General features: G+C 38.1%; 18 protein-coding genes. All 18 read right to left on the bottom strand.

The features are described 5' to 3' along the window. Positions 1-45 precede the first annotated feature (45 nt). The 18 genes from xth to ACNFU2_RS04100 all read right to left on the bottom strand — a co-directional run bounded on the left by xth (position 46) and on the right by ACNFU2_RS04100 (position 19,038). Positions 46-831 (bottom strand): exodeoxyribonuclease III, encoded by a 786-nt coding sequence (gene xth / locus ACNFU2_RS04185; RefSeq protein WP_172282571.1) that lies wholly within the window; start codon positions 829-831, stop codon positions 46-48. 33 nt (positions 832-864) lie between these two features. Then, a complete protein-coding gene (locus ACNFU2_RS04180; protein ID WP_418123876.1) occupies positions 865-1,326 on the bottom strand; it encodes a PA2169 family four-helix-bundle protein in 462 nt (153 codons plus the stop codon). A gap of 145 nt (positions 1,327-1,471) precedes the next feature. After that, positions 1,472-3,772, bottom strand: coding sequence for a multicopper oxidase domain-containing protein (locus tag ACNFU2_RS04175; protein ID WP_418123875.1), 2,301 nt, complete (start codon positions 3,770-3,772; stop codon positions 1,472-1,474). Between the two features lie 23 nt (positions 3,773-3,795). After that, the gene (locus ACNFU2_RS04170; protein ID WP_172282577.1) at positions 3,796-4,248 is read right to left on the bottom strand and encodes a heme-binding domain-containing protein; all 453 of its coding nucleotides are present in this window, start codon (positions 4,246-4,248) and stop codon (positions 3,796-3,798) included. A 1-nt stretch (position 4,249) separates the two neighbouring features. Beyond that, positions 4,250-4,894 carry a DUF3347 domain-containing protein gene (locus ACNFU2_RS04165; protein WP_418123873.1) on the bottom strand — a complete coding sequence of 215 codons (645 nt, stop codon included), beginning with the start codon at positions 4,892-4,894 and terminating at the stop codon, positions 4,250-4,252. 57 nt (positions 4,895-4,951) lie between these two features. Then, positions 4,952-5,446 (bottom strand): DUF305 domain-containing protein, encoded by a 495-nt coding sequence (locus ACNFU2_RS04160; RefSeq protein ID WP_172282580.1) that lies wholly within the window; start codon positions 5,444-5,446, stop codon positions 4,952-4,954. Positions 5,447-5,461: 15 nt separating this feature from the next. Next, positions 5,462-6,340 (bottom strand): DUF3347 domain-containing protein, encoded by an 879-nt coding sequence (locus tag ACNFU2_RS04155; RefSeq protein WP_418123871.1) that lies wholly within the window; start codon positions 6,338-6,340, stop codon positions 5,462-5,464. An 866-nt stretch (positions 6,341-7,206) separates the two neighbouring features. Then, positions 7,207-8,646: a SusD/RagB family nutrient-binding outer membrane lipoprotein gene (locus tag ACNFU2_RS04150; protein WP_418123869.1), complete on the bottom strand. Its 1,440-nt coding sequence runs from the start codon at positions 8,644-8,646 to the stop codon at positions 7,207-7,209. Between the two features lie 11 nt (positions 8,647-8,657). Further along, positions 8,658-11,678, bottom strand: coding sequence for a SusC/RagA family TonB-linked outer membrane protein (locus tag ACNFU2_RS04145; protein ID WP_418123867.1), 3,021 nt, complete (start codon positions 11,676-11,678; stop codon positions 8,658-8,660). 147 nt (positions 11,679-11,825) lie between these two features. After that, positions 11,826-12,527 (bottom strand): LytR/AlgR family response regulator transcription factor, encoded by a 702-nt coding sequence (locus ACNFU2_RS04140; RefSeq protein WP_418123865.1) that lies wholly within the window; start codon positions 12,525-12,527, stop codon positions 11,826-11,828. Further along, positions 12,508-13,578, bottom strand: a complete 1,071-nt coding sequence (locus ACNFU2_RS04135) for a sensor histidine kinase (protein WP_418123863.1) — start codon at positions 13,576-13,578, stop codon at positions 12,508-12,510. Before ACNFU2_RS04135 ends, ACNFU2_RS04140 begins: the two co-directional genes overlap by 20 nt. A 78-nt stretch (positions 13,579-13,656) precedes the next feature. Next, the gene (locus ACNFU2_RS04130; protein WP_273648078.1) at positions 13,657-14,052 is read right to left on the bottom strand and encodes a DoxX family protein; all 396 of its coding nucleotides are present in this window, start codon (positions 14,050-14,052) and stop codon (positions 13,657-13,659) included. A 77-nt stretch (positions 14,053-14,129) separates the two neighbouring features. After that, complete coding sequence (arsB, locus tag ACNFU2_RS04125; RefSeq protein ID WP_418123861.1) at positions 14,130-15,164, bottom strand: ACR3 family arsenite efflux transporter; 1,035 nt, start codon at positions 15,162-15,164, stop codon at positions 14,130-14,132. 10 nt (positions 15,165-15,174) lie between these two features. Then, the gene (locus tag ACNFU2_RS04120; RefSeq protein WP_172282596.1) at positions 15,175-15,792 is read right to left on the bottom strand and encodes a protein-tyrosine-phosphatase; all 618 of its coding nucleotides are present in this window, start codon (positions 15,790-15,792) and stop codon (positions 15,175-15,177) included. A gap of 33 nt (positions 15,793-15,825) precedes the next feature. Continuing rightward, on the bottom strand, positions 15,826-16,299 hold the full coding sequence (locus ACNFU2_RS04115) for a DUF6428 family protein (RefSeq protein ID WP_418123856.1): 474 nt from the start codon (positions 16,297-16,299) through the stop codon (positions 15,826-15,828). A gap of 57 nt (positions 16,300-16,356) precedes the next feature. Continuing rightward, entirely contained in the window at positions 16,357-16,683 is a 327-nt protein-coding gene (locus ACNFU2_RS04110) for an ArsR/SmtB family transcription factor (RefSeq protein WP_172282600.1), read from the bottom strand. 127 nt (positions 16,684-16,810) lie between these two features. Then, complete coding sequence (locus ACNFU2_RS04105; protein ID WP_418123854.1) at positions 16,811-17,935, bottom strand: ABC transporter permease; 1,125 nt, start codon at positions 17,933-17,935, stop codon at positions 16,811-16,813. Further along, entirely contained in the window at positions 17,932-19,038 is a 1,107-nt protein-coding gene (locus ACNFU2_RS04100) for an ABC transporter permease (RefSeq protein WP_418123852.1), read from the bottom strand. Before ACNFU2_RS04100 ends, ACNFU2_RS04105 begins: the two co-directional genes overlap by 4 nt. Between the last annotated feature and the right edge of the window lies 1 nt (position 19,039).

Raw genomic sequence — 19,039 nt, 5'->3', positions numbered from 1 at the left:
TTATTATTGATATGCCTGGAATAAAAGATAACAGGAAAGATAGGGTTATTGTTTCCCTTCTTTTTCTAATTCTATCCACACCGGGGCATGATCACTGCTCTTTTCCCAGCCACGAACATGCCGGTCAACACCGCCCGATTTTAACCTGGATGATAGATAAGGGCTCAACAGAACATGATCAAGCCTGATTCCGGCATCGCGGTCATATGCTTTGTAGAGGTAATCCCAGAACGTATAGATCTTTTCTTCAGGAAACAAGGTTCTGATAGAATCAAGCCAACCTTTTTTAAGCATTTTCTCAAAAGCTTTTCTTACTTCGATCCGATATAATGCATCATTTTCCCATCGTTCGGGTTTATGTACATCAAATGGTGTCGGAATAATATTAAAATCACCAATAACAACGGCGGGCAGGTCCATTTTTATAAGCTCATCTGTTCTTTTTTTCAAGCGATCGATCCATGCCAGTTTATATTCGAATTTTGGTCCCGGATAAGGATTGCCATTGGGGAGATACAAACAACAAATAACAATCTGATCAATGATTGCTTCGATATAGCGGCTTTGAATATCTTCCGGATCCCCTGGCAAAGCCCTCTGAACCTCTGTGATTTCATATCCTTTTGAAAGTATGGCTACTCCATTCCAGCTTTTCTGGCCATGCCAGATGGCATTATATCCTGCATCATTTATTTCTTTCAGGGGAAAACGTTCCTGTGGCGCCTTCAGTTCCTGGAGGCATACCACGTCCGGTTGTGCTTCTTGTAACCAGCGAAGCAGAACAGGCAGCCGCCCATTCACTCCGTTTACATTATACGTAGCTATTTTCATGGTCCTTATGAGTTGGTGAATAGTATTTATAAGTTAATCCTTTTTCTTATAATCCTCAATTTTTTTAAACTGGGCGTAGGACTGTTTTATGTTGTGCAGTTGTTCTTTTACGGTCTCCAGGCTCTTATCATAGAGGTGTCCGCTATCGATAGCTTGTTGATAGGCCTCTATTGCCGCTTTTTCTCCAAAAGCAACATTTTCCAGGGTAGATTCTACCTTATCCCCTACGAGAAAAGAGTTTTTAATGTCAATCCATATTCTGTGAAGTGATCCTGCAACAGAAGGTGAATCTTCGGGAGTTCCTCCTTTTTCGGTAATCAGGTTGATCAGTTCATTTTTCATGATTTTTGATTGGGTGATCATCTTATCGTAATCATCTTTGATGTCCGGATAAGACTCCCATACCTTTCCTTCTACTTTTTCAAATCCGGCAATCCGGTCGTTGCTGATGTGCAGCAGATCGTTAAGGACTGCTACGGTTTCTTGATTTTCCATATTTACTTTTTTTTGTGGTGTATTCAATTCGTACAAGAATTATGCCCCAAGGGTTAAAATATTCTGGATTTCAGGCATAAATTCATTCAATAAAAATGGCTCGGGAGCTTTGCTCCCGAGCCATTTTGTTTTTAAAGTGCCACCTTTAATAATTTAAGGTAATACCTGCTCCAAAGCCCATATCACTATCATAATGGGTTCGGATGTTGATATTTTTGTTGATGATATAGCTGAGCCCTGCCATATATTCCCTATCGGTATTTACCATGAAGTCTCCTCTCAATCTTCTGGAGATCGGAATATCTTCACGCATGAGCTGCAGACGCACAATACCATCATGATATACTTCTGCCTGAAAATTAACCAGCATCGGTAAAGTGTACATAAAACCTAAACTGAATGCCCTACGGCTATCTTTTTCGTTTTTTTGCCCGAAGATATTGGTTTCGTGTTCGTCGATTCCCATTTTCCGGTAACGGTAGTCAAAACCAATAAAAGGCATAAACCACTGCATTTTACCTATATACCTGCCCAGATGGGTTTCTACCTCATAACCGTGCATGCTGTTGTATCCCAGACGCCATTCCGTTCCTAAAGACCATCTTGCATTCTGCAGCATGGCCTGCCCGTCATTACCATTGGTAGCAAAATCATTCTGCGCCATAAAGTGTGGCATATTGCTTTCCATCTGCAAAGCCATATAGGCTTTTTCCTTGTCTGGCAGTAAAGGATTCTTATAATCACCAACGGCAAATACCCTGTTCATTCCGGACATCATATGGTAAAGGATATGACAGTGGAAGAACCAGTTCCCTTCTTCATTGGCCAGGAATTCGATGGTATCGGTTTCCATCGGCATAATATCGAGAACATTTTTCAGAGGAGATTTTTCCCCCTTACCATTGATCACCCTGAAATCAAATCCATGCAGGTGCATCGGGTGTCTCATCATGGAATTATTATAAATCGTAATACGCAGGATCTCTCCTTTTTTAACCGGAATTTTATCTGTTTCGGAAAGAACTTTATTGTCCATACTCCATACGTATCGATTCATATTTCCTGTAAGCGTAAACCTGAGTTCTTTTACCGGGGCATCTTTGGGAAGCGTGGTATCGAAAGGAGATTGTAGCATGGCATAGTTTAGCGTTTTAATGTCACCCAAAGCATTGGCATTATACCGGTTGGGATCATTATCCATATCCATATTCATGGTATGTTTGCTGTGGTCTTCTTTGGGTTCTTCCTTTTGCTTGCCTTTTTTCTTAGCTTCTCCTGTAATTTCAGGATACATCACGACATTCATATCCATTTGGTTTAAGCTCATTTTCATGCCCATATCATTCAGGTCTCCGTTCATTTTCATCATCCCGTTCATCATTTTCATTCCTTCAAAATATTTTAATTTTGGAAGTGGTGAAATAAGCTGTTTTATCCCATTTCCAATGTAATAACTGGCTGACTGGGTTCTGTCTTCAGTAGTAGCTAAAAACTCGTAAGAAACACCATCTTCAGGAATTGTTACAACTACATCATAAGTCTCGGAGACGGCAATGATCAAACGGTCGACTTCTACCGGTTCAACGTCATTTCCATCGTTGGCGACAACCGTTATTTTTCCTCCTGCATAACGAAGCCAAAAGTAAGATGATGCACCACCGTTTGATATTCGTAACCTTACTTTATCGCCGGCTTTTAATGTTTTACCATTAACGGTTTTTAAATCTGTAGCGTTATTCCCGTTCATTAATATTTTATCGTAATACACATCACTTACATCCATTGCTGTCATACGCTTCCATTCATTGGCGATTTTGGTTTTAAAATAACCTTCCTTGATAGCTTCGACATAAGATTGTGTTGCATTCTTTTTTATTCCTGCCCAATCATTGGCGTTATGAAGCATTCTGTGAATATTGTCCGGATTAAGGTTTGTCCATTCACTTAAAATAACAGGAACGGTTGGCAAATCGTCGATTCCTTTTCTAAATCTTTTATCCTCTTCACGCTTTTTCAGGATGAGGCTCCCGTACATACCAATTTGCTCCTGCATTCCTGAATGGGAATGGTACCAGTGAGTACCGTTTTGAATCACTGGAAAGCGATAAGTGTAGGTTTCACCTGGTTTTATTGGATTTTGGGTGAGAAAAGGCACACCATCTTCCTTATTGGGTAAAAAGACTCCGTGCCAGTGCAGTGAAGTATTTTCTTTTAACTGGTTGTGGACCACTATTTCAGCAATGTCACCTTCCGTAAAGGTCAATGTAGGCATCGGTATTTGCCCGTTTACTGCAATGGCTCTTTTTTCTTTACCTGCGTAATTAACTATGGTATCTTTTACATATAGCTCGTAACGGACGACTTTTTGTGCGAAAATAGTCTTCGAGCACAGGAGTATAAATACTGTCAGAAGTACCTTTAACGAGATATTTTGGGATATATTCATTGTATATTTCTTTTATATGAAACTTATTCTTGCTTTTCCAGCCAATCTGTTATCAGCTTTATCTGCCGGTCATTCAGTTTTGCATCTTTATGCATAAGCGTGTAGGATGACATTGGCATTTTTTTAGTTTCAATCTGTTTTTTAATTGAGTTTATTAATCTTTCCTGCTTTCGACCCGAGTAAGTGGCCCATTCGTTAAAATTCAAATCCTCTTTTGCATCTTTAATGTGTTTGTCTACTAAACTTCGTGCAGGCTGTATGTAATCGTACCACTGATAATTGGTATTGTTACTATGACAATCATAACACGAGGTCTGTAATAGGGTTTTTACTTCAACGGGCATTGTCTTATGGGTCTTTATAAAATCGGTTTTGTAAACCTGCCTTTTATCTGCATTCCGGGCAGGCTGATAAAATTGTACAGCAATAAAAACCAGCAGCATAATAGCTGCAAAAATCTTTAGTACTATCTTCATTTTAATATTCCTTTTTTACGGAACCACAAGTGAGCATCTTATTACCGTAATAAGGGTTTTTAATTTCTTTTGCTTCGCTGATCCAGATGGCACCTTTTCCATCGTTGAACATCGGGCAGTAATCCTGATACAATTTTTGGGTCGTTCCAAATGTTGCAATAAGATCAGCCATGTCATTACTTAATGACATCATGTGTTCCCTTTGGTGATCTATTTTTCCTGCATTATCTCCAATATGCTCCGCATTCTCTTTAGCGTCTTCTGCAATTTCCATATATGCTTTATGCTTATCTGCAGGGATAGTTTTCATATCTACCTTCTCTAGGGTAGCTAATAACTGTTTTCCGGCAGTAGCAACAGCTTGATCGTTATCGGCAACAAGTGCATTTTTTAAAATTAAATAATCTTTGATTAAAGGATCTATAGAAAAATTGTTAACACGGTCTTTGACAGCTGTCTTTTCATTTGATTTATTGTTGATTTCTTCTGCTGTATTGGTATTTTCTAATTGGGCAGCTGATTGTGTTTCTGTTGCAGAAGCATGGTCTGTATGTTGTTCCGCATTTTTATCCGGTGATTTTGTACAGGAGAATAAAGTAATTGCCATCATTGAGACAACACTGATTGATAAGAATATATTTTTCATGGTATATGTACGATTAAATTTTTTTGATTTCATAATTGTTATAATATGAGTTTTACCTTATTTTTTGTTGAGTTCTTCAAGCTTCCGCTTCATGAGTTCGATTTCATTGGCCTGGGTTTCCAATATGTTTTTTTGGAGTTGTATCAATTCCGGGTCAGTAAGTTTTGTCTTTTCTGACATAAGAATAGCGGCCGCATGATGAGGAATCATTCCCTTTACAAATTCTTTATCATCCACCATAATCTGTTCTCTGATTCCGAACCAGGAAAAAATGCCTAAAGCAAGAGAAAATACAATGATGATCCCATTGATTTTCTTGTTTTTATACATATCCTTCATGATCAATAATTCAATAATTAACATGACGGATACCATAAGCAAGGTCATATAAAAGTTATTGATATTGGGAATGAGATTTTGTATTCCGTCGATCATTGAATACATAATGAAGTACATGGCAACAAACATAGCAACAGCCATCATGATAAATCGTTTATACATTCCTGTATGGTTTTTATGTTGCATTCCGTGATGATCTGATTGATTATCCATAACTGATATTATTTATTAGTTACCAAGTGTTTCTACTGTGCTGCCACAAGTTATCATCTGAGAACCAAAATAAGGGTTCTTGATCTCATTTTCCAGGCTCAGCCAATCAGCTCCTTTCCCATTATTATACATAGGACAATGCTGATAATATATAGGATTACCCTGTTTGGATACCTTTGCGAGGTCGTACATATTTTTAGATAATAAAGCAAATATTTCTCTTTGTTTAGCAACATCTTTAGCAGAGGAAATCTTTTCTGCATTAAGGATCAGGTCCTTCATTACCTTCATCCAAACCATATGTTCTTCATTTGAAAGTTGGTTCATTTCCACTGCTTTAATTGCTTTTGACAGTTCAGAAGCTTTAGTTGATGCATTATCGGCATCTGTTTTAACCAGTGCATTTTTTAAAGAGAAGTAGTTATCGAAAACAGCTTTTAGCTGAGATGTATTCTGGGTAGCTATCATGTCGTTTTCTTCCGTTTTTTTCTGGTCATGGTTCATATGGTCAGTCTTCATATTCATGTCCATAGCCTTATTTTGAGAAGCGGGTTTTAAATCCCTTTTGTAATGACAACATTCCGGTAATGCTGCATAAGCATTGTCAGGAGCTAAAAATTTTTCACTGTCATACCCTGCCAGAGCTATTCTTTTTAATATTTCGTCCTGACTGGTCTTCTGAGGATCGTAGGTTAAAGTAGCCATTTTGGTATCTTTGTTCCAGCTTACTGTGGCTATTTTTCTTAGGTTTCCCGCTTTTTCTATATTCGCTTTACAGATGTCACAATTCCCATAGATCTTTACGGTTTCTGTTTTTATATTTTGAGATTGGGCATAGATTAGTAATGAAAACAGCAAGCTGAATGCTATCCATATTTTTGATATTGATTTCATTGTATAGAGTATTTTGTGAACAAAAGGAATATTCCTGTTGTTTCAGTTAATAAATTGAATGGAAAGAAATTGAAGTGTATCCTTACAAAAAGGCACACTTTAGGCTATAAAATACAGGATCTAGCCTATTTTAGGGATTAACCAAATGGATTGAAAGCCTTTAGAAACAGCACTTTCATAAGTTAAAAAAGAAACAGGAGAAAAGACTTCTACTGTAAGAAAACTAAAATCATGTCTGTCCGGTAAAGTTGGATTTAAATTGGATGCCGGGCATTTGCATAAAGGATTATTGCATTTTCCTGGACATTTTTTAGAACCACAGGAATTACACTGATCTTTTTTAATAGATTTTGAAATATTGAGTTCACAACGCGATTTCTCTTGTAAGGAAATTTTTACAGCACATGCATAGATTTGCTTGGGCATGAATAAAAATCCCAATAGAATAAAAATCAATATGTACTTACGTTGAAACATAATAATATACAAAATTAATGTTTTTTTTTAATCGAACATCAATTTATGCCTCACATCTTTGTTTTTTTACTCTACGGATCATGAATTATTACAGGACAAAAAAAAGGCTTAAGAGTCTGAAAACTCATTAAGCCTTAACGATTCACAGCGTGAATACTAACCTATATATTGTTATGTTCTTTGGAAAAATAAGGTATGATAGTGTTTTTGCCAACCCTGATTCACAGTTCAAAGATGATCAATTGGTGTGTAAAAAAATAAAATGATCTACGACTACAAGAGTCCGGTCTATAAAAGTTTTAATAAAAAACCTGCATGAGTCATGCAGGCTAAAATCACAACTGAAAAAATTTAATATGAAGTTGATTGTGTGAATTTATAAATGCTGTTTAATGGATATCCCAGAAGATTTTAGTCGTTAATTTATCTCCTCCGATAGCGGTGGCGGCTTTGGAATAATTGGTTCCGTTCGTAGTTGCTTCAAGCGATGGATATTGCAGTCTTACAGGGACTTTTCCTTCTGCATTGTTAATGGCGGTAGGAGGAGCCTGAAGAGCGGGATAATCCAGCCTGCGGTAAAAATTCCATGCTACTACAGGATGATTATATAGAGCAATCCATGCCTGTTCTCCGATTGATTTTTTCCAGTTGCCGGGGTTATAAGGGTGGGCTGTCAGGTAAGTTTCAGCCTCCTGGGCAGAAAGTTCCCATTCCAGGAATGAGGCCCGGACAGCATCTTTATAAAGCGTCTCCGGATTTCCTCCGATTCCAAACCGGGCAGCTGCTTCTGCAAGATAAAATGTTACTTCTGTATGCGTCATCAGGTTTCCCGGAGTCACCGGAACATAAGCAAAGATTCCGGGAGACGAAAAGGCGAAAAAGTTTCCGGGAGCTCCAATGGTCTGTCCCAGATAAACTCCGTTTACATCTCTGAAGTACTTGGTTACCCTTTGGTCGGAATTAGCATTGAGATAATCTATAAAAGGTTTTCCTCCAATAAAATCGTTTCTTCCATTATTAGCCAGATTTTCGAATATAGGGCTGAAATTGGGTGTCTCCGCAAGGTATCTGAAAATACAGTTCTGAGACTGATCCGTAATTACTCCTCCGGAAATCGCTGTATTGATTGCTGTCCTGGCCAGGTTTGCATCAATATCGGAAATAGCGATTCCCAGTTTCAGAAGTAACGAGTTCCCGAATTTTTTCCATTTTGCGATATCTCCACCATACAAAATGTCTCCGGAGCCAAAAGTCCCTTCTCCTTCCTTCAGTCTGTTAATGTCCGCCATAAGGCGATTAATCATGCTTTCATAAATTTTTTGGTCATCGTCATAAACCGGAAGCGGGTATTTTTCATTGTTGAGAGCCTGGCTGTACGGAATATCTCCATAAGTGTCTGTCAAAGTCTGAAATGTATAAACTGATAAAATATCAATAATGGCCAGCTGATTCTGCTTTTTAGCCTGCCAGCTGGTCACTTCGGAAGCGGAAGGCTGGTACTGCTCTATCAGTTCCTTAGCTTTATTGAGGCTGTTAAGCACATTTACATAATTATCGGTCCATACATTATTGGAAACATTTCTTGCTGTAAAATTATAGTTGCTTTCATTCACATAAACGGTTTCCTGCCAATACTGCATAATAAGGCGAAAATTATTTTCGTTCACACTGGGAGTGTTCATATAATCGCTCAGTTCCTTTTCTGCATAAGTAATAAGAGTTTCCGGGATCGTATTATAAGTGACATGGGGATCATTATTTACATCTTCCGATGTGCAGCCCATTAATACCGAAAATAGTATAGAGCTTATCATTATTTTATTTTTCATTTTCATAGTTTTTAAAAATTAACTTTCAGGTTAAATGCAAAATTTCTGGTTGCAGGCATCACTCCGGACTGATATCCCTGAATATTTCCTGATGACAAACCCGCTTCGGGATCTGAATAAGGAAGATTTTTGTGGATGATCCAGAGGTTACTTCCCACAACACCCAATGTGAGACTCTGAATACCTATATTTCCCAGAGATTTCTTATCGAAAGTATAAGAAACGGATACCTGGCGGAGCTTTATAAAGCTGGCATCATAAACAAAGGCAGAAGAAGGTGGGTCGGTTTCAATGATCTGGCTGGATCTGGAACGATCCAGACGTATCGTGTTGGGAATATAATGTCCCGGATTATTAGGATCCTCCATCACTCCGGGTAATATAACTCCTCCTCCATTAGGTAATGTGTTTCTTATAGGATTACCTAAATCATTCAATCCTACAGAGTCGGGATAAAGTCCTGTTCCATAGCCGAAATATTGGTCCAGTGAGAAGATCTTTCCTCCCTTTTTCCAATCGATCTGAAAGCTTACATTAAAATTTTTATAGGTAAAAGAATTGTTGAGTCCGGCAATAAAGTCAGCCTGGAAACTTCCCAGGTTGTGATTGGTATCATCCGTGTGAAGGTAAGCCCCGTTTTTTCCTATGATCTTATTTCCATTAGGATCATACACAAAATGTGCTCCCCAGATGCTTCCATACTCCTCATTAAGTGGTGCGTTGATAGAAATCCCTCCCGGAAGCGTTCCTATTGAAATGTTTTCTGTCCCTTCTCTTAAGGCGGTAACTTTTGTTTTAGGATTGGACCAGTTGATGCTCATATCCCAGTTGAAGTTGTTCAATTTTAAAGGACTTATATTGAATGAGACTTCAAATCCTTTGGTGGTAAGCTCCCCTGTATTCTGAATTTTGCTTCCGGAGCCATTGGCAAGAGAAATAGGAAGTGGTAAAATCTGATCAAAGGCAATATTTCTGAACCAGGCAACGTCAAAACCTATTCTGTTTTTAAAGAACTGCATATTGGTACCCAATTCAAGGTTTTTAAGCTTTTGCGGAAGCAGGTCGGCATTCCGCAAGACCGTATTGTAAGAATATACAGGGTTGTTTCCAAAGGATGACTGAACAATGAACCTGTTTCTCAATTGATCTGCATTGGTGTCAGAACCTACTTCTGCGTAGGCAGCCCTTATCTTTCCAAAACTCAGCCATTTTTGTTGCAGCAGATTGGAAAATACCATGCTGGCTGAAACGGATGGATAGTAGTAAGCTTCTTTTCCTTTAGGCAATGAACTGGATTGGTCTCTTCTGAAAGTCCCTTCAATGTAATACGTGTTTTTATATCCTAAGGAAGCCTGGATAAACGCTCCGTAAACATATTTTGATGTATCCGATATCAGGGGTTTTGCAGGTGTTGCTGCAGAATTGGAAATGGTGTACAGGTCATCGATGTACAATCCTCCGGATGTGGTCTGGGAATTGGAATAGCTGGACTGGACATTGATATTTCCCCCGATCAGTGCCTGGATATTAAAATTTTCTCCAATATTCTTTTTGTAGGTTGCGATAAGGTCGTAATTGGTTTCTGTAAAGCGGAAATCGGTAATAGCATATCCTGAAGGCTGCTCAATAGGATTAAAACTAAAGAATGCAGGGATTGAGCCTTTGGCTCTCCGCTCTTCTGTGATCATCGTATATCCGTCGATACCTACCCTTCCCAGTATATTGATGCTTTTGGAAAGATCATAGCTCAGGCTGAAGTTTCCTGCAAAACGATCCCTTTTATCGTTTTGATAATTTTTATAGCGTGTAAAATAAGGATTATCCCAATAACCCGGACGTAAATCATCAGGAGAAAGGATGTTCCAGGTATAGTTTTTATTAAATGTTTCATAAAGATATTTTTGGTATTGAATATCGACATTGGTAGGCCACCACTGCCTGAAATTACCCATAATATTATCCCCGTAACCCGTAGAATTCCGGCCTTTGGTATTTTGGGTTACATAATTGGCAAAGATTGTAGCGGTAAGATTATCCGTTATTTTATACGACGCATTGCCCCCGAAATTATTTTTGATCAGGGAAGAGTTGGGAAGAATATCTGTTGCATTGATATTGGAATAGCTTAATCTGAAGGTAGCACGGTCATTTCCCCCGCTTAGTGCGATATTATTGGTTTGATTAATCGCTTTCTCAAAAAAAGTTACCGGTCCGTTTTTGGCCATTACCCATGGTGTTCTCTTTCCAAAGTTGCGTGAACCGGGAATAAATGCATCATATTGCCACACCATAAGGTTAGGATCAAATGGCGCTCCATAGGAAGAATCTGAAAAAGAGGAAATCGGATGTCCCTGATAAGAATTGAAAATGTTTCCATCGTATCCCTGCCCATATTCTGTCTGATATTTTGGAAAGGTTGACTTATCCACAGTAGAAACGGAAATGCTTCCACTGTATTCCAGACCGATCCCCTGGGTATTTTTCCTGCCTTTTTTCGTTGTGATGATTATGGCTCCATTCTGTGCCCTGGATCCGTACAATGCGGTGGCTGCAGCTCCTTTTAATACATTGAGTGTTTCAATATCATTGGGATTGATATCGGAAACCGGGCTGCCGTAATCATAGCCTCCAAAGCCATTAACCTGAAGCGGGGAATTGATATTCCTGTTGATGATGGGAACTCCATCTACCACAAATAAAGCCTGGTTATCTCCAAGGATAGATTTATATCCCCTGGAAACAGCATTGACTGATCCTCCGAAGTTGGTAGACTGCTTGATCTCAAGACCAGCCACTTTACCGGATAGATTATTAATGAAATTGGTGGTAGGATTTTTATTGATTTCTTCGCCTTTTACTTCCTGGGTAGAATATCCTAAAGATCTTTTTTCTCTCTTTATTCCTAAAGCAGTTACCACCACACCTTCTATATCCTGGGTTTTAATGGTATCTTGCTTTCCCTGTGCAAAAACAAGCCCGTGTCCTATAAAAAAGACGACACCTGCGCTGAGAAGCTTTATCCGGTAATTCATAATTATTGATTTTTTTAACTGTTATGAGTCAAAATTCAATAATTGGTGAATATTTTAATGAAATGTATATATCAACAGCTGGATAACGTCTACTAAAACTGGAGGCCGGAAAAATAATACCATTACAGAATAAAGGCTTAAAGAATGCTACAATTCAACAAATGGTTTATACGTTCTGCCTATGGGAAGCTTTTTACCGTTTATCTGAATCATATTGGCTGATTTAACTTCTATTTTTAATTTAGAAACAATATAGGATTTATGAATACGGAAGAATATTTTTGAAGGTAGGCTTTTTTCAATTTTACTGATGGGCATTTTAAAGGTGAGCGTTTCTGCTTTTGTATGGATATTAATATATTCGCGCAGACTTTCAATATAGAAAATGTCCTGAAGTGTGATCTTAACCTGTTTTTTTCCGCTGTTAATGAAAATGTAATCACGGTCGGCAATTTCCAGTAAAGCTTCTTCGGATTCCATAATGTATCTGAATTTACTGATGGCAGTAACAAACCTATCGTAAGGAATGGGTTTCATCAGGTAATCCACGACATCGAGCTCATACCCTTCTACCGCATATTGATGATAAGCTGTGGTTACAATGACAAAGGGAGGGTTCTTTAATTTTTTCAGAAAATCAAATCCTTTTATAACGGGAAGGTTGAGATCCAGAAACATAAGATCTACATTATGAATGTTTAAAAGGCTGCTTGCGTGTACAGCATCGGCACATTTTCCAACAAGGTTGAGTTCTTCGTTCCGGATTACAAAATTTTCCAGAATTTCAGCTGCAATAGGCTCATCTTCCACGATAATGCAGTTGTATTTTTTAGATGCTGAATGTATCATTGAGGTCAATGGTTAGTTTAACGTTATACCGATCATTTTTATCTTCCACAGAAAGGATATGTTCCGGATACAATAATTCCAGTTGTCTGCGGATATTTTTTAATCCTATTTTAGTAGAATCACTGGCTATCTGTTCTTTGGAGTTTTCTACAGAATAATGGAGGATGCCGTTTTTGAGGCGAATATCTATATGTATAAATGAATTGCCCAGACTTTCGGATACACCATGTTTAAATGCATTTTCAATAAACTGAATCAGTATCAACGGTGAAATTTCCTGCGACGTATTATCGATGTCTTCTTTAAAATTAACAAAAAGCCGCCTGTGACGGATTTTCTGAATTTCAATAAAATCTTTAATGTTCTCAATATCTTTTGCAATGGAAATGTGTCGCTCAGCTGCTTCATAGATATTATAACGCATGATTTTGGAAAGCTGGAGAATGACGTCTGGGGTCTCATCGGCCTTTTTCAGGGCCATTCCGTAGATGTTATTAAGCGTATTGAACAGAAAATGCGGATTGATCTGGGCTTTCAGCATGGTGAGTTCCTGATCCAGTTTTTCCGATTTCAGCATGGATATCTGGTTCTTGAGAAGGTTCTTCTGCCGGGTAATTTCAACTCCGAATACCAATCCGACCATAAAAATAAGATCCATGAATGAATTGAAAGCAACAAGTCCGTTGATAAACCCCGAAGGTTGTTTCCCGTCAAGGGTTTCCGTAACTCCGTATATGTAAGGATAAATGATATAATGCGTAAAAAACCGATGCCCCAACACGGCAAAGATCACAATGAGAATAGAAAAAAGATACTTGAGAAGCTTACTGATGCCTGTTTTTTCGTAAACATAGAGTAACGCATAGGCAAGAGGGACTTTGACAAAAAAATATCCCAACTCAAGAGTCAGGGTGTTCTGAAGCCTGATCTGCCACTTGAAATCCGGAAACTGATACCGGGACCAATAGAAATCAAGATAAGCCTCAAGGATATAATACAATATCCAAAAAACCAGATGGGTATATAATTTCGATTTGATATTGGTTTTCAAGCTGTCGATTTAAAACTACAAAATACTATTTTTCAAACCAATATAAAAGCAGAAAAGCTATGAAGCGAAACTTTTTGTCTATGAACGACCTGCTTCTTTCTTTCTAAAGGAAATTTCCGGAAACATAAGATTCAGAAAACAAAAGATCAAAAGGAAATTAAATTCAATTCCGTTGGTACCCCCTCCTACCACAAACCAGCCGTTTTGTGCATGGACATAATAGATCCCTGATATAAAGATCAGTATGTTGCATATCGCGACCGCTTTTATATATTTGTTCAGAACCAAAAATGGGACGGATAAAAGATGGGTTAATTTAACCATCCACGCGATATACAAGCCCCAGGGACTGAAACCAATGGTATTCAAAAAATGGATGCCAAATTTATTAACATCCCCACTCACAATGGAATCAACACTGTGCATCAATAAAATCACGGATAACGCAAACCTAAGGAAAAAAGACTTTTTCATATAACCAAAAATAGGTCATAGGAAAAAGTCTGGTTTTATTTCAGGTATCAACAACCCTGAAGTGCATACAAAAATGGTTATGGCTTGTTACTATAGTTTTTTAACCATAAGCTGACCTTAACTAATAGTATCAGAACCGGAACTTCAACCAAAGGTCCGATCACACCAACAAATGCCTGCGGAGAATGGATTCCGAACACGGCGATAGATACGGCGATGGCAAGTTCAAAATTGTTTCCTGTTGCAGTAAATGCGATGGCTGCATTTTTATCGTAAGGAATATTCAATAGCTTATTGATAAAGAAACTCATCATAAACATCACTATAAAATAGACGATAAGCGGAATGGCTACTTTTAGCGTATCTAAAGGGAGTTCCAAAATTTTGTCCCCCTTAAGGCTGAACATAAGGATGATGGTAAACAATAAGGCATATAGCGTTAAAGGAGATATTTTAGGAATAAACTTTCTCTGGTACCATTCCTTTCCCTTCAATTTTGTAAATAAATAACGGCTCAGAAAACCGGCAAAAAACGGGATGCCCAAATATATCAAAACACTTTCTGTTACTTCTGATATGGATACGCTGATATTAAAATTAGCAAGGCCGAGTTTTCCGGGTAAGACATTGATGAATAACCAAATCATAAAACTGTAGCTGAATACCTGGAATATGCTGTTAAGAGCTACCAGCAAGGCTGCATACTCACGGTTACCTTTTGCAAGGTCATTCCAGACAAGGACCATTGCAATACATCTTGCCAATCCTATGAGAATCAGGCCGACCATATAATCCGGTTCATTCCTTAAAAATAAAACAGCTAATATAAACATTAAAACAGGGCCAATCAGCCAGTTCAGCAATAGTGAAACACCGATAACCTTCTTATCTTTAAATGCTACAGGAAGAAGGGAATAATCCACTTTTGCCAATGGCGGATACATCATTACGATTAGACCGACGGCTAAAGGAATATTGGTTGTTCCCACTGATAATGAGGTGATCATATCCGGGATTCCGGGAAATACATTGCCCAGGATAATTCCTGAGATCATAGCAATGAATATCCATAAAGTGAGAAACCTGTCCAGGAATTTTAATTTTGGCTGCATAGTATTGATCTTAATGGAGTTGTTTTACCTGGGAAAAAACATGCCACATTTCTGCCCCTATCTCTAGACTTCTTTCATCATAAACTTTGGACTGTTCAGGAGTATTGTCTGAAATTTTAGGATCTTCAAAAGTGATGGGGATACGCTTTTCTGCACCTGGAATAAAGGGGCAGCCTCCATCTGCCTGAGAACAAGTCATGATTGCTGCAAAACTGTTGGCCGGATTAAACGCACTGTCATATCTTTTAGAAAAAGCAATAATGGGTTGGGACTCTTCATTATACCTGATTGAATAAACAGGATTTCCGTTCTCAGCTATTTTCAGGATCTGGAATCCCTGTTGTTTCAGAGTTTCTATAACCGTAGGAAATACAGCTGTTTCTTCCGTCCCTCCCGAATAGCAAGTTACTTTTGGAATGGCAAAAAAATCGGCTGCTGCTTGTGCCCAGACCTGTGACAAATGGCTCCTTCTGGAGTTGTGTGTACAAATAAAGTTTAGATTTATTGGATTTCCGGCATTGAATTTTGCCTGGATGAATTCTGTAAGAGGTTGTAGCAGGACTTTTCTTTCCTGGGTAATTTCAAAGGCCTTTAATTTTTCTATAGTTTCTAAAACTGATGGATACATAATTTTTGTTTATTTTTAAGATGGGACAGTTGATTAGCAGCATCCTGATTCTGGTGTACAGCAAGCACCTGATTGGGAAGAAAGGTCTGATAATTTGAGTTTTTTCTTTTCAGGTGGAACCCCACAAGCTTCCTGAGCCAGGCAGGCTGTGGTTTTATTTTTAAGGACAAAGGTTTTTCCATTGAAATCCAGATCATACTTTCCGATGGTAATGTTCTGATATTCCACTTCTATTTCATGGTCTTCAATTCCTAATTTTTCCTCGGATAGTGCGATGATATTGAGAAGCTTTCCGGGTTTTAAGCGATGTTCATAGTCGTTGGCATTCCAAAGCTGGAAATTGACTACTTTTTCATTTCTTATGGTTCCTCCGCAATCAATAAAGGATTTTGTTATCGTTCCGACCTCGGTAACATGAAAATGCTCAGGTACAAATGTTCCGTCTTCCAATTGAAATTCAACATTATGTAATGTTGGTAAGATGTTTTTGATTTCAGATAATTTCATTGTTTTTATTTTATTTGTTTATTGCAATATTACGATTGATAAGGTCAAAAAAATGTATTAGCAGCATTTTTGTGTAGTAACAGTGGAAATAATCCCCGAGAAATATTCGTTCAAAACTTCAAAAGTTTTTTCATCAATGCAATAGCAAATTGCAGTTCCTTCGATATTTCCTTTGATGAGCCCTGCATTTTTTAATTCTTTTAAATGCTGGGAAACCGTAGCCTGTGCCAGCGGAAGTTCATTAACGATATCCCCACATATACATGCGTTTACTTTTAAAAGGTATTCTATAATAGCAATCCGTGCAGGATGTCCCAATGCTTTGGCAATAGTGGCTATTTTATTCTGTTTATCCGTAAAATGGTCTGTCTTGGTTGCTCCCATAATGATAACTTTATATTGCAATATTACGATTAATATATTACACTAAAAATATTTTTTCCATTTTAATAATTGATTATTAGAAATATGAACAAAGTAATTTTACAATTGTTATTGATTTTCAGTACTTTCAACTCGTTTTCCTGTAGTTGTAAATTGCCAGTGAATTCAGGAGCAATGCGAATCCCAGCAGGTAGAAAAACTCGGTTTTGATCTCAGAGAATCCACTTCCCTTCAGTACAATAAGCCTTACGACTTTAATGAAATGGGTAACAGGAGTGAAATTGGATATCTGTCCCGCCCAGTCGGGCATGCTTTCGGTGTTGGTGAAAAATCCGCTCATCAGCATAAAGATCATCATGAAGAAAAATGCAATGAACATTGCCTGAAGCTGTGTATCGGCAAAAGTAGAGATCAGGAGGCCCAACCCTAATAATGCAATAAGGTAAACTGCTGCAAAAAGATAAAGAGTCAAAAGGCTCCCTTCAGGAAATATGCCGTAAATAATGTACATTACAATGAGTCCGATGGTAAAAACAGTCATTCCTACAATCCAGAAAGGAATCAGTTTCCCCAGGATAAATTGCCATTTTTTTATGGGAGTAACGTTAATTTGTTCAATGGTTCCGATTTCTTTTTCCTTGACAATATTAAGAGCCGTAATGAATCCTCCGATCAGTGTCAGAAGCAGGACCAGTATTCCAGGAACCATATAGTATTTGTATTCTGCCCTTGGATTATACCAGTTGGTACTTGCCACTTTAATGGTTGCCGGAGATACAGTGGTGGTTTTAACCGGTGATTTAATATTAATATCCAGATTTTTGTTAAAATCTCCGATAACCGATACCAGATAGCTACCTCCCAGAGAAGACTTTGTCCCGTTGATCGCATCTACCGATATATTTATTTTCTGGCTTTCCTCGTGGACCAAATTGCGTTCAAAGTGAGCAGGGATCTCCAGAACAAGATCGGCATCACCGTGTTCAATCATTTTCAATCCTTTTTGGTAGGAATCCGGGTTTCCTGCAATTTTAAAATATCCGGATGAAGTAATTTTGTTGATCAGTCTGTGGGAGTAGCTACTTTGATCATGATCAACATATGCAATATTAATATTTTTTACCTCAAAGTTAGCCGCCCATGGCATGATGATGAGCTGTATTGTCGGCATCATGAACATCATTGTCAGGATAATCTTATCCCTGAAGATCTGACGGAATTCTTTTCTTAAAATAAAGCTTAATACTTTCATGACAAGCGGATTTTAAATTTCTTTAAGGCAAGCGTTAAGAGTCCACCTGCCATAATGAGTAAGACGAGAGTTTCTTTCCATACATAACTAAAGCCCAGTCCTTTCAGCATAACTGCTTTTACGATATCATAGTAATATCTTGAGGGAAGGATGTGTGATACGACACGGAATATCCAGGGCATATTTTCTATAGGGAACATAAATCCTGTAAGCAATAATGTAGGTAGCATCATTCCCATCATAGAAATCAGCATGGCTGTCTGTTGGGAGTTGGTTACATTCGAGATAAGCAATCCCAGGGAAAGACATGTAATAATGAATAAGATGCTTTCTCCAAATAATAAAAGCAGGCTGCCCCGGATTTCTACATCCAGCAGATACACAGATAGCAGCAGGATGATCACAAAATTGACCAAAGACAATGCAAGATAAGGAATGGCTTTGGCCATCAGGACCATAACGGGCTTAAAAGGAGAAACCAATAAGATTTCCATGGTTCCCATTTCTTTTTCACGAACGACAGACACAGAGGTTAAAGCCGTACTCACAATCATAAAAATTAAAGCAATCACTCCCGGAATAAAATTCAGTGATCCGTTTTGTTCTTCATTGTATAACAGCCTTATTTCGGGAATTATTTTATATGTGATTTTGATATTGGGATTAAGTTGTTGCTGATAATCATTAATGATATTGTTGAGATAATTGGTTAATATCGTTGCGGTATTGGGATCTGATGCATCCGCTATAATCTGAATTTGCGCTCCGCCTGTACGATAGAGATCTTTTCCGAAATTGACCGGGAATATAACTGCACATTTGATGCTTCCTTCTTTAAACCTTCTTTCCACATCCGGATAATTCAGGATGGGTCCATGCATTGTAAAATAGGGGCTTGCCTGTATTTTGGAAATGATCTGGACGGAATGGATGTCATGGGCATTATCCTGTATGGCAATGCCTATATTTTTTACCTCGCTGCTTAATGCATATCCAAATAAGATGATTTGAACGACAGGCAAACCAAAAAGGATAAGTAAGGTTCTCCGATCTCTGAAAACATGGTAAAATTCTTTCCTGATAAATACGAGTAACTGTTTCATA

It is taken from the genome of Chryseobacterium sp. PTM-20240506, from assembly GCF_048296755.1.
GTDB lineage: Bacteria > Bacteroidota > Bacteroidia > Flavobacteriales > Weeksellaceae > Chryseobacterium > Chryseobacterium proteolyticum.
The sequence above is the reverse complement of the archived record's forward strand: the minus strand, read 5'-3'. Positions and strand labels throughout refer to the sequence as shown.

Excerpts from the sequence above, each read along its gene's own strand:
- xth (WP_172282571.1), bottom strand. The coding sequence starts at position 831 with ATGAAAATAGCTACGTATAATGTAAACGGAGTGAATGGGCGGCTGCCT.
- ACNFU2_RS04180 (WP_418123876.1), bottom strand. The coding sequence starts at position 1,326 with ATGGAAAATCAAGAAACCGTAGCAGTCCTTAACGATCTGCTGCACATC.
- ACNFU2_RS04175 (WP_418123875.1), bottom strand. The coding sequence starts at position 3,772 with ATGAATATATCCCAAAATATCTCGTTAAAGGTACTTCTGACAGTATTT.
- ACNFU2_RS04170 (WP_172282577.1), bottom strand. The coding sequence starts at position 4,248 with ATGAAGATAGTACTAAAGATTTTTGCAGCTATTATGCTGCTGGTTTTT.
- ACNFU2_RS04165 (WP_418123873.1), bottom strand. The coding sequence starts at position 4,894 with ATGAAAAATATATTCTTATCAATCAGTGTTGTCTCAATGATGGCAATT.
- ACNFU2_RS04160 (WP_172282580.1), bottom strand. The coding sequence starts at position 5,446 with ATGGATAATCAATCAGATCATCACGGAATGCAACATAAAAACCATACA.
- ACNFU2_RS04155 (WP_418123871.1), bottom strand. The coding sequence starts at position 6,340 with ATGAAATCAATATCAAAAATATGGATAGCATTCAGCTTGCTGTTTTCA.
- ACNFU2_RS04150 (WP_418123869.1), bottom strand. The coding sequence starts at position 8,646 with ATGAAAAATAAAATAATGATAAGCTCTATACTATTTTCGGTATTAATG.
- ACNFU2_RS04145 (WP_418123867.1), bottom strand. The coding sequence starts at position 11,678 with ATGAATTACCGGATAAAGCTTCTCAGCGCAGGTGTCGTCTTTTTTATA.
- ACNFU2_RS04140 (WP_418123865.1), bottom strand. The coding sequence starts at position 12,527 with ATGATACATTCAGCATCTAAAAAATACAACTGCATTATCGTGGAAGAT.
- ACNFU2_RS04130 (WP_273648078.1), bottom strand. The coding sequence starts at position 14,052 with ATGAAAAAGTCTTTTTTCCTTAGGTTTGCGTTATCCGTGATTTTATTG.
- arsB (WP_418123861.1), bottom strand. The coding sequence starts at position 15,164 with ATGCAGCCAAAATTAAAATTCCTGGACAGGTTTCTCACTTTATGGATA.
- ACNFU2_RS04120 (WP_172282596.1), bottom strand. The coding sequence starts at position 15,792 with ATGTATCCATCAGTTTTAGAAACTATAGAAAAATTAAAGGCCTTTGAA.
- ACNFU2_RS04115 (WP_418123856.1), bottom strand. The coding sequence starts at position 16,299 with ATGAAATTATCTGAAATCAAAAACATCTTACCAACATTACATAATGTT.
- ACNFU2_RS04110 (WP_172282600.1), bottom strand. The coding sequence starts at position 16,683 with ATGGGAGCAACCAAGACAGACCATTTTACGGATAAACAGAATAAAATA.
- ACNFU2_RS04105 (WP_418123854.1), bottom strand. The coding sequence starts at position 17,935 with ATGAAAGTATTAAGCTTTATTTTAAGAAAAGAATTCCGTCAGATCTTC.
- ACNFU2_RS04100 (WP_418123852.1), bottom strand. The coding sequence starts at position 19,038 with ATGAAACAGTTACTCGTATTTATCAGGAAAGAATTTTACCATGTTTTC.